This window comes from Salmonella sp. 741265116_PST, assembly GCF_046567715.1.
Taxonomy (GTDB): domain Bacteria; phylum Pseudomonadota; class Gammaproteobacteria; order Enterobacterales; family Enterobacteriaceae; genus Salmonella; species Salmonella enterica.
In genome coordinates this window covers 1-10,752 of record NZ_JBKFPH010000055.1, presented here as the reverse complement: position 1 = coordinate 10,752, position 10,752 = coordinate 1, and the positions used below count along the sequence as shown (strand labels likewise).

The following is a 10,752-nucleotide window of genomic DNA, read 5'->3' as shown; positions in this document are numbered from 1 at the left end:
CTATGCTCCTGGGGACTCACTCCCTTGCCGCCTTTAAGCAACTCGAATTATTTTGGGTATAAACTATTATTTTAAGCATAAAAATAATACAAAAGACTCATTGTTTAGTATTTGTTATGTAATGACAGGAAGATATTTACGCTGGAGACCTCAAAAAAGTTAAAATAAGTAATTTCTTAAAAACATTATTCGCCAGAATGTTACTTCGTTAAAAAATGTCGTGGAAAGTAACGTTTAGCTGCTGGATCAGCCGAAGAAAGCTTTGCCTGTGGGGAAGGTTAAGGAGGGTGATAGGTTGTTTAAGCCGGTAAACTACACGATGATAAGGTACGCTTTGCTGACGTGCTATTTCTTTTAAAGAGGCGCCTTGCGCTAAAGTTTCAATCATCAACCAGTCAGTGCGGCTAAAGCTTTCCGATAAGCGAGGTTCGGCGGCTGATAACAAGGCTTTGCGTACTGAGGCCAGATTTTGTCGTCGTGACAGGACAAAAAAACGCCCAGCCATACGGATAAACTGTGTTATAGGGGGGTATCTGATACCAGCAGGTAAATCTGAATATCGCTTTGTTGCCAACTGAGTGCGCGTAGCTGGTTAAGCGCCTCAATACAGGAGACAGGTAGCGCCTTCATATCTACAATCAGTTGTTTGAGCGACCCCTTTTCAATCAACAAAGAAATGTCTTCTAATGAGCGGAATGCTGCGGTGAGTTTTCCGCAAAATAAGTAGTGACTCAGCGAATAGCCGAGGTAGTTATCAGTTGTAATTATTGCCTGAGAAATGATACTAACCGGCAAGGCATAATTAAGCTGTTGGTCCAGTAACTCAAGGCGATCAAATATCTGCGGCGTTGGAGAGTGATAACGGCAGGCGCAGTCTTTGGCATTTCTTAAACGGCGGCGTCTTTCCCTGCGTGGTACGCTGCGCATCCTGCTTTTTCCATTGCTCTAATATATATCTGGTAATATGGCTGGCCATCGTTGTACCAGCGTAAAAACAATGCTTCGTTGCTCTATTCACTGCTGAAAAAAAACTTCGCTATCATGTTCTGACGGAAGTTGCGTCAGGACCTCATAGCCGATTAATTGCGCAGTTGAGAGATTAACGATTGGCTCAGATTTTAACAATCCGCTGTTGAGATATAAATGACGTGTTGGCGAAGACGCCAGGTGTGGGGGATTTATCCTTTCCTTTAATAAAGTACCCTGTGCCACCAAACACTCCTCCAGGCATTTATGATGCAGCCATATATTTTTGACCCCTGAATCTATCAGGATATTATGGGCATCATTGTGGCAGCGTTAAAAAAATGCCTGTAGGTATCGTTACTTAATTATTGGTGAGATATTTCGTAAGCCTTGTAAAAAGTTAAGTGAGTTTACTTACTGAGTAAGAAATGAAGGTTAACTCTAATATACTTTAAAAACTGCTGCTCCGTTTTAACATGTAATTTGCGCATAATGCTCCGGCGGAGTGACTTTGTCTGCTCTTCAGAAAGTGAAAGTAAAGCACCCGTTTCGCTTAAATGATAACCGCTGGCGATCAGTTTTAACAGGTGACGTTCTGTTACTGAAAAATGACGAGTCGTGCAGTAGTGGCAAATGCCAGAAGGGACGCTATGTCGAAGCGCTCGTTTATGTAAGATCAATATCATTTTCCGGGTAATTTCTTCAACATCATCTTCCCGATAAATATGCGGCAGCATATACAGACATGGTCTGAACATGAGCTTTTCTTTATCGCATTTATTACAAATAATCACCCGTAGCTGATGTTGGGTATGCATAGGTATCTGGTAACAGCCTGCGCTGAACCAATCATCATCCAGGGCCAGGAAAGCGATATCGGCATTATCTATCTCTTCTGGCGGCAGAAAGTCAATTTTCTGTTGCCATTGATTCGCCAGACGCGTCATGATGATTTTCAAACCATGCTCAAAGTGACTGTTTTGTTCCTTAATAGCGATACGCAGCATAAAAAATATCCTACACAGCAGGTGAATCATGGTGAAATATTAAAGAAACTTATTGATTTTCTAAATGCTGGCGGCCTTAATTCCCACTTTATGCGTGCTGAGATGTGTCCAGGCGATTTCCTGGAACCTGGCATTGCGCCAGAAAAGACGATATTCGTACACTTAGTCAGCAACCAGAACAAAAGCCATTGACTCAGGAGTGCCTGACCGTATAATTCTCGCGTTTCGTCTACACGAAGTCTTCACTTCACAAGGCGCCCTTAGCTCAGTTGGATAGAGCAACGGCCTTCTAAGCCGTGGGTCGCAGGTTCGAATCCTGCAGGGCGCGCCATTGATAAATCAATAAGTTATATCAAAAAACCTATCATCTAAAATTATCTTGCAGTGTAAGTATCAGGGTAAGTTTTAAATCATCCCTGTATTTGCGCATTATCTCGCAACAGGTGTCGTTACGGGTGCTGTTTTATTTCCCTCAAATAAAACCCTCAAATACAACGCTGAACTGTTTGTAATCAAATAAAAATTTATGCTTCTCTAAAAAAGAGTCGGGTCATTGTGATTCCGTCTTGCTGCTTAGTCTGTCAACCGCTGTATTTTTCGGGATTATCGCCTACGTAGAGCGTCTATTAGTGTTGAGACCGCCACGGGGCAGGTTGCAGAGTCGACGTAAGGGAAGCGTTATTAATCATTACCAGCGTTCCCTTTGCGCTGGTCGGCGGCATGATTACCGCGCCGCTGCTGTCGCTGTTTATCATTCCGGTAGCCTACAAGCTGATGTGGCTGCGCAGGCATCGTCGCCTTGCGGCATAACGTGTGTCGCCCGCCTGCGGCGTCAAACTGCAGGCGGGTTCAGCGTACGTTTATCGTCCGAGCGCGCTGACCCGTTTGCGGTACTCGCCTGGTGTACAACCGAATTCACGGACAAAAGCTTTGTGAAAAGAAGATTCGCTCGCATAACCTACCGACTCGGCAATCACCATCACCGGCAGCGCTTCACGCGACAGGGTCTGGGCGGCGATTTGCAGGCGCAGCGTTGTTAACACGGCTAAGGGCGTCGTTGCGGACACGTCGCGAAATAGCTGGGCGAAGCTCGCCCGCGACATGTGTACCCGTTGCGCCAGCGTTTCGACCGTCCAGGGATGCGCCGGTGTTTCCAGCATGTGAAGGATCACGCGGCCCAGCCGGGGATGCAGCAATAAATTGAGCACGCTTTTCGCTGTGCCAGCCTGCGATAGCCAGTCGCGAACGGCGAGGGTAAACAGCGTGGCGCACTGCTGACTGTATAAGACCTCAGCGCCAGGTAAATGGCGTTCTGACTCCTGCTGTAACAGCAAAATGGCGGCGTTAAGCCAGATACTGGCGGGGCTATGCGGCGGCGGGGCAAGACATAACACTTCCGGCAACGCGGTAAGGAAATAACGTGACGTCGTGTGCAGACGTAGACTACCGCACACGATATGTGTCGGTGCTTCGCCAGACTGGCGCAAACGGTGGGCGGAGTTTTGCGGCAGAATCACCACCTTTCCCGGCGTAAGCGTCATGGCGTCGCCGGTAGGCATTTCCAGTTGCGCTTCGCCCTGCGTAACGGTATGCCAGCGAATCACCGATAGCTCGCCAGCGGCGTGCGGCAACTGCCAGTCGCCGCCTAACGGGCAATTCTTGTCGATTGAGCCCTGAGGGGCGTTAAGCGTCAATAGCCGACTAAGCGCATCCATATAGACTCCAGAACAGATTTACTTTCAAAAATAGGGATCACCATTTCTTTATCTGTTCACTATATTTCGGACTCAATGTCATTTCTACCCTTGTTTTTGCTAACTGCCAATTTAGACGATAAGACAAAAAATAGCGCGTTGCGGATAACCCTGTCTTTTTTGGCGTTACTTATACTTGTCCTGACAAACAGATGGTGATTTGGCGGAGAAAGAAGATGACACAGTATCAGGCGCTCATTATTGGTTTTGGCAAGGCAGGAAAAACGTTGGCGGCAACTCTGGCGAAGACGGGATGGCGCGTGGCGATTATCGAACAGTCCGCCAGTATGTTCGGCGGAACCTGCATCAACATTGGCTGTATTCCAACGAAAACGCTGGTGCATGACGCGGAACGTGAGGGCGATTTTTCTGTCGCCATGCAACGCAAAGCGGCGGTCGTAAATTTTTTACGCGACAAAAATTTTCATAATCTTGCCGACCTGGACAATGTCGATGTGATTGAGGGAAGGGCGGAGTTTATTGATAACCATACCTTACGGGTATTCCAGGCGGACGGCGAGCGGGTGTTACGGGGAGAAAAGATCTTCATTAATACTGGCGCAGAGTCGGTGATCCCGGCTATTACGGGCTTAACAACGACGGCGGGGGTGTTCGATAGCACCGGGTTACTCAGCCTGAGCCAGCGCCCGGCGCGGCTGGGGATTTTAGGCGGTGGTTATATTGGCCTTGAATTTGCCTCAATGTTCGCCAACTTCGGTACGAAGGTCACTATCTTTGAAGCAGCGCCGCAATTCCTGCCTCGTGAAGATCGGGATATCGCGCAGGCAATTACCCGTATTTTACAGGAAAAGGGCGTCGAGCTAATTTTAAACGCCAACGTACAGGCCGTATCCTCAAAGGAGGGCGCGGTACAAGTAGAAACGCCGGAAGGCGCGCATCTTGTGGATGCCCTGCTGGTGGCGTCGGGGCGAAAACCGGCGACGGCTGGCTTACAGTTGCAAAACGCCGGCGTGGCGGTGAACGAACGCGGCGGGATCATCGTGGATGATTACCTGCGTACCACGGCGGACAATATCTGGGCGATGGGCGACGTTACCGGTGGGTTGCAGTTTACCTATATTTCACTGGATGATTTTCGTATTGTACGCGACGGGGTATTGGGAGATGGCAAACGCAGTACCCGAGATCGCCAGAACGTTCCATATTCCGTCTTTATGACGCCGCCGCTCTCTCGTGTCGGGCTGACGGAAGAACAAGCGCGGGCAAGCGGCGCAACGGTGCAGGTGGTGACATTACCGGTGGCGGCGATCCCTCGCGCCCGTGTTATGAACGATACCCGTGGCGTACTAAAAGCGGTAGTGGACGTGAATACGCAGCGTATTGTAGGGGTGTCATTGTTATGCGTTGATTCTCATGAAATGATTAATATCGTTAAAACCGTTATGGATGCAGATTTACCTTATACGGTGTTACGCGACCAGATATTTACCCATCCTACAATGAGTGAGTCTTTAAACGATCTCTTCTCTCTCATTAAGTAAAACATAAATAACGTAGCCCTGTTAATCAGGGCTTTTTTTTGCCTGTCAGGCTATAAAAATACGCCAGGACAAATATGCTGGCGTCTGAAAGAAAAGGCTTTAGTCAGGCATAACGTATTATAACACCATTGAAATAACCCACGACTGGAAATCTCGATGTTAAAAGTTACCACACTTATTGCTTCATTATTGGCTGCGCCGCTGGCGTTTTCCGCCTCCGCCCAGCCGCTAACTGACGTTGAATACATCAGCGTTTCTGCGGTGTCAGCAACGCCGTCAATGCTTGAAGACGCTATTGCCAGACTGGCGCAAAGTAAACAGGCGTCGTCATGGAAAATTACGTCCATGCGTATTGATAATACGGGTTATGCCACTGCGATATTATATAAATAAGGAGAGCCTGAGATGGATAAATATCTTCGTCTGTTAAGTCAGGGGGATCGGCTGGGATTAACATTAATTCGCCTGAGTATCGCCATCGTTTTTATCTGGATTGGACTACTAAAATTTGTGCCCTATGAGGCAGACAGTATTACCCCGTTTGTGGCGAACAGCCCGTTTATGTCTTTTTTCTATGAACATCCTGAAGAATATCGTCAGCATCTGACTCATGAGGGCGAACTAAAACCGGAGGAACGCGCCTGGCAAACGGCCAATAATACGTATGCGTTTTCGGATGGTCTGGGCGTGGTGGAATTGATTATCGCGGCGCTGGTACTGGCTAACCCTGTCAGCCGCTGGTTAGGGCTGGCAGGCGGCGTGCTGGCATTCCTGACGCCATTTGTCACGCTGTCGTTTTTAATCACTACGCCGGAGGCCTGGGTTATGCCGCTGGGCGATGCGCATTATGGTTTTCCGTATTTATCGGGCGCCGGGCGGCTGGTATTAAAAGATACGTTAATGCTGGCAGGTGCGGTGATGATCATGGCGGATTCCGCCCGTTCGTTACTTTTACAGCGACAGTAGCGACCCTCTTGCCCTCTTTATACCGCGATTCGTCGGGTGGCGCTTGCGCCATCCGACAATGTGTTGATGAATGATGGACTACCCTGACAGAAGTTCCTGTTCCACCTGTTGAACCTGCGCCTCCAGCGTATTGCGAATTTCGGTTAGCGCCCGTTCCTGCCCGGAGAAATAGGCTTCCTTATCCGCAACGGAAGAGGCGAGCCGCCAGGCGTTTTCCGTTTCCAGTTGCGTTATCTCTTTCAACAGCGCGTCGATTTGCGTGCGGAGCTGGCGTATTTTATGGCGCAGATGTTCCAGATTATTTAGCCTGTCGCTTGCCATCATCGGTTCCAGACCGCTTTGCAGCTGTGTCAATAACGCGCGAATTGCCGCCAGATCGGCATTCTGCCGCGCCTGATTAAGCTGTACCATCATCTGGTGCGCTTTTTCTTTCAATTCATCGGCGACCACATCCGGGTGACACAGGCGGCTGGCCTGACGCCACAAACGTTTTAATTCATTGCGTTCGTCAGCCGACAAACGTTGATCGCGGGCGTAGCGGAATTGCGCTTCCTGCTGCTGCTCCCGGTACTGGTGATAGTCCTGTTCCGCATTTTCCTGCGCCTGGCGGAATGTGCTGTCGTCCTGATGGGAAAAATCCGCTTCCAGCTCGCGAATTTCCGCCAGCAACGCGGTAATTAATTCCGTCTGCTGCTGGATTCGCTGACGGATGCCCACCGCTTCGCGCGAGGCGGCATTCAATCCTGTCCACTGCTGTTTTAGCGTTGCCAGTTGATCCACGGCCTGGGAAATAAATTGCAGGCAGGATTGATAATCCTTTTCCCGGCGTTTTATTTCGGCCTCTTGCTTACGCTGCATACTCACCGCGAGCTGTTTACGCAACTCCAGAATACGGCTCATCAACGGCCCGAGACGCAGATGATAGAGGTCGTTGAAGTCGTCGAGGATTTGTACCCGCGCATTTCGTTTGTCAATCAGATCGCGAAGTTGGGCTTCAAGCGCTTTCAGCTCCAGTTTACTGGCGGCAATAGAGGGATCTTGCCACGTCGAGAGCGCCCGTTGAGCCTGTAGCCAGGCGGCGATCTCTTGCATGGCGTCACTGAATCGACGAGCTTCAATCGCCTGGGCAATCGCGCTGATTACGGCATCCTGCGGCTCATTTTTCAGGTAGATGAGCTGCTGACGGATAATCTCTTCATCCTCAAGTTCGATGGCGCTTTTGATGATCTCTAAACGTTTGATGATCTTATTCATGACGTTGATGCCTGGCGTGGCTCAAAAACGGATAACAGATACCAGGTCTGATTCACCTTTTTGAAAATACTGAAAAAATACTAAATGTATTCTGTAGGGTGTCGTACTTTTCGTCCAGAGTTATTCACATATTTTATACTCGGCGTCTGTCACCCGTCACTTTCTATATCGGCGCGCACTCTTTTCTTTTTACTCCCCGTGACATCTTTTTTTACACGATAACGTTAACGTCCGGAGTTGAACCTTAACAAACGATTGCGCCTTGCGGCAGCGAGAACGAAATGTTAAAAGGTGCCCCTCAATAAAAACGATACAGGGGTAGGACGTGAAAAACGCGTCAACTGCATCTGGCGTCAGCGTGTCGGATGCCGCGTCGAAGAATGAACCGACGCTTCAACGGGGGTTGCAAAACCGCCATATTCAGCTAATCGCGCTGGGCGGCGCGATTGGCACCGGACTGTTTCTGGGCATCGGCCCGGCGATTCAAATGGCGGGGCCGGCTGTTTTGTTGGGCTATGGCGTTGCCGGGATTATCGCTTTTCTCATTATGCGCCAGTTGGGTGAAATGGTCGTGGAAGAGCCGGTTTCCGGATCGTTTGCCCACTTCGCCTGGAAATATTGGGGGCCGTTTGCGGGCTTTTTGTCGGGCTGGAATTATTGGGTCATGTTTGTGCTGGTCGGGATGGCGGAGCTGACCGCGGCGGGCATCTATATGCAGTACTGGCTGCCTGACGTACCAACATGGATTTGGGCGGCGGCGTTTTTTATTATCATTAATGCCGTAAATCTGGTGAACGTTCGTCTGTATGGCGAAACGGAATTCTGGTTCGCGCTGATTAAAGTGCTGGCGATTATCGGCATGATAGGTTTTGGTCTGTGGCTGCTGTTCTCCGGCCACGGCGGCGAACATGCCAGCATTGATAACCTCTGGCGTTATAACGGTTTCTTCGCTACCGGTTGGCATGGTTTGCTTCTGTCGCTGGCGGTGATTATGTTTTCTTTTGGCGGACTGGAGCTGATCGGCATTACTGCGGCGGAAGCGCGCGATCCGCAAAAAAGCATCCCGAAAGCGGTGAATCAGGTGGTATACCGTATTTTGCTGTTCTACATCGGTTCGCTGGTGGTGTTGCTGGCGCTCTATCCGTGGGTAGAGGTGAAATCCAATAGCAGCCCTTTTGTGATGATCTTCCATAATCTGGACAGTAATGTGGTGGCTTCGGCGCTGAATTTCGTTATTCTGGTCGCGTCGCTTTCGGTGTATAACAGCGGCGTTTATTCGAATAGCCGAATGCTGTTCGGCCTGTCCGTACAAGGCAACGCGCCGAAATTTTTAACCCGCGTCAGCCATCGCGGCGTACCGGTGAACTCGCTGATACTTTCCGGAGCGATTACCTCGCTGGTGGTGCTGATCAACTATCTGTTGCCGCAAAAAGCGTTTAGCCTGTTGATGGCGCTGGTTGTTGCGACGCTATTGCTAAACTGGATAATGATCTGTCTCGCGCATTTACGTTTCCGCGCGGCGATGCGTCGTAAAGGGCGCGAGACGCAATTTAAGGCGCTGTTCTATCCCGCCGGAAACTATTTGTGCATTGCGTTTCTGGCGCTGATTCTGGTGTTAATGTGTACGATGGACGATATGCGATTGTCGGCGATTTTGCTGCCGGTATGGATTGTGTTCCTGTTTATCGCGTTTACAGTTTTGCGCCGTAAGGCTCATTAACTTTTTTGCCCGATCCCATGCTCATGCGATCGGGCAATCCATTAATGCCGCAATGTCCCTGACAGCGCGCGAATATCGCTGCCGGTCGGCGTCTGATGAATACGCAAGCCAAACTCTTCCACCACGGCAAAAATATGATCGAAAATATCGGCCTGAATACTCTCATATTCCAGCCACACGACGGTATTGGTAAAGGCGTAGATCTCTATCGGCAAACCATGATCGTCAGGCGCCAGTTGGCGTACCATCAGCGTCATGTCTTTACGGATGCGCGGATGGTGGCGTAAATATTCGTTCAGATAGGCGCGAAATGTCCCGATATTGGTCATTCGGCGGTGATTTAAGGCTGATTCCGGCGCATCCAGTTGTTTATTCCATTCATCGATTTCCTGATGACGGCTGGTAAGGTACGGCTTTAACAGTTGCGCGGTTAACAGCCGCTGTTTTTCATCATCATCCAGAAAATGGATACTGGTCGCGTCAATATTAATGCTGCGTTTAATCCGGCGTCCGCCGGACGCAGACATGCCGCTCCAGTTTTTGAACGAGTCGGAAACCAGCGACCAGGTGGGAATGGTGGTGATGGTATTATCCCAGTTGCGTACTTTTACCGTGGTTAAACCAATATCAATGACCGCACCATCTGCGCCATATTTCGGCATTTCCAGCCAGTCGCCCAGTTTGAGCATATCGTTGGCGGAAAGCTGTATACCGGCAACCAGGCCAAGAATCGGGTCTTTAAAGACCAGCATTAATACCGCGGCCATCGCGCCCAGCCCGCTGATTAAAATTGCTGGTGACTGGCCAATCAGTAGTGAAATCATCAGAATGCCGACGATAATTGCGCCGATGAGCTTAATACCCTGAAATATTCCTTTTAGCGGCAACTGAGAGGCGGCGGGCCATTTTTGCGATAGATTGAAAATCACGTCCAGCAAGGAAAATAACGACAGCAGAGCGTAGGTCATAATCCATAACTGCGCGCAGGTCGTCAGGATATCCGCAGCCTCACTGCCTTTTTGTAGCCAGAGCGCGGCCTGAATATTGACAATGATGCCTTGCAGCGTAAAAGCCAGACGATGGAATAATTTATTCTGGGTAATAATTTGCAGCCACAGGCGGGAACTGGCATTGGCACGTTTTTCGAAAGCGCGCAGTACTATCCAGTGCAAAATAATATGCACGACAACTGCTGTCAGAAAAATAATACCAAATATTACCACCAGCGATGTGGTGTGATTCATTTCAATTCCCGCTAAATCTTCTACCCGGGATATCAATTCCTGCATAATCTCTCCTTTATAAACAGCAGTCTATGATGACTGCTGAATGGCATTTATGCAAATCAGGACGCTCGCGCTTCAGGCATAATCAGCAACAGATGGGTAAAAGCGCTTCAGGGGTTATCCATACGCTATATTTTATCCAGCACCCTATAAACGTCGTTATTTTACGCCACCCAATTTTTTTGAACAGACGCCAGTTCGTCAACAATGGATGAAAACATTTTAACCAGAATGCTTAGAGCCTATCCCATTAGGGCTATTTTACTTGCCATTTTGGACCTGGGCAGTGCTCAAAAT

The 10,752-nt window shown here is 49.2% G+C and carries 8 protein-coding genes, 1 tRNA gene and 3 pseudogenes; 6 read left to right on the top strand and 6 right to left on the bottom strand.

The genetic code is table 11. The annotated features are described in order from the left end of the window. Nucleotides 1-208: 208 nt before the first annotated feature. The 3 genes and pseudogenes from fimY to fimW all read right to left on the bottom strand — a co-directional run bounded on the left by fimY (nt 209) and on the right by fimW (nt 1,973). Nucleotides 209-927 (bottom strand): annotated as a pseudogene (gene fimY / locus ACLD11_RS21370) (fimbria biosynthesis regulator FimY). An 18-nt stretch (nt 928-945) separates the two neighbouring features. Further along, a pseudogene (locus ACLD11_RS21365) lies at nt 946-1,215 on the bottom strand (hypothetical protein). Between the two features lie 161 nt (nt 1,216-1,376). Further along, entirely contained in the window at nt 1,377-1,973 is a 597-nt protein-coding gene (fimW, locus tag ACLD11_RS21360; RefSeq protein ID WP_126479209.1) for a fimbria biosynthesis transcriptional regulator FimW, read from the bottom strand. A gap of 254 nt (nt 1,974-2,227) precedes the next feature. Between fimW and ACLD11_RS21355 the strand changes: the two genes are divergently transcribed. Beyond that, a tRNA-Arg gene (locus ACLD11_RS21355) sits at nt 2,228-2,304 on the top strand. A 380-nt stretch (nt 2,305-2,684) separates the two neighbouring features. Next, nucleotides 2,685-2,783: pseudogene (locus ACLD11_RS21350) on the top strand (cation transporter); the annotation flags it as partial. A 50-nt stretch (nt 2,784-2,833) separates the two neighbouring features. Here ACLD11_RS21350 and rclR read toward each other — a convergent pair. Continuing rightward, nucleotides 2,834-3,688 carry a reactive chlorine-specific transcriptional regulator RclR gene (gene rclR, locus ACLD11_RS21345; protein ID WP_023214911.1) on the bottom strand — a complete coding sequence of 285 codons (855 nt, stop codon included), beginning with the start codon at nt 3,686-3,688 and terminating at the stop codon, nt 2,834-2,836. Between the two features lie 215 nt (nt 3,689-3,903). Between rclR and rclA the strand changes: the two genes are divergently transcribed. The 3 genes from rclA to rclC all read left to right on the top strand — a co-directional run bounded on the left by rclA (nt 3,904) and on the right by rclC (nt 6,195). Next, the gene (rclA, locus tag ACLD11_RS21340) at nt 3,904-5,229 is read left to right on the top strand and encodes a reactive chlorine resistance oxidoreductase RclA (protein ID WP_108638693.1); all 1,326 of its coding nucleotides are present in this window, start codon (nt 3,904-3,906) and stop codon (nt 5,227-5,229) included. Between the two features lie 156 nt (nt 5,230-5,385). Then, the gene (rclB, locus tag ACLD11_RS21335; protein WP_000922170.1) at nt 5,386-5,622 is read left to right on the top strand and encodes a reactive chlorine resistance periplasmic protein RclB; all 237 of its coding nucleotides are present in this window, start codon (nt 5,386-5,388) and stop codon (nt 5,620-5,622) included. Between the two features lie 12 nt (nt 5,623-5,634). Further along, complete coding sequence (gene rclC, locus ACLD11_RS21330; RefSeq protein ID WP_000362177.1) at nt 5,635-6,195, top strand: reactive chlorine resistance membrane protein RclC; 561 nt, start codon at nt 5,635-5,637, stop codon at nt 6,193-6,195. 78 nt (nt 6,196-6,273) lie between these two features. Here rclC and ACLD11_RS21325 read toward each other — a convergent pair whose 3' ends face one another. Next, nucleotides 6,274-7,449, bottom strand: a complete 1,176-nt coding sequence (locus ACLD11_RS21325; RefSeq protein WP_411012472.1) for a DNA repair protein — start codon at nt 7,447-7,449, stop codon at nt 6,274-6,276. Between the two features lie 325 nt (nt 7,450-7,774). On the opposite strand from ACLD11_RS21325, the gene pheP reads away from it, so the two are divergent. Beyond that, complete coding sequence (gene pheP / locus ACLD11_RS21320; protein WP_411012473.1) at nt 7,775-9,169, top strand: phenylalanine transporter; 1,395 nt, start codon at nt 7,775-7,777, stop codon at nt 9,167-9,169. A gap of 41 nt (nt 9,170-9,210) precedes the next feature. On the opposite strand, the gene ACLD11_RS21315 is transcribed toward pheP, so the two are convergent. Further along, nucleotides 9,211-10,458, bottom strand: a complete 1,248-nt coding sequence (locus tag ACLD11_RS21315; RefSeq protein WP_079951149.1) for a mechanosensitive ion channel family protein — start codon at nt 10,456-10,458, stop codon at nt 9,211-9,213. Nucleotides 10,459-10,752 lie beyond the last annotated feature (294 nt).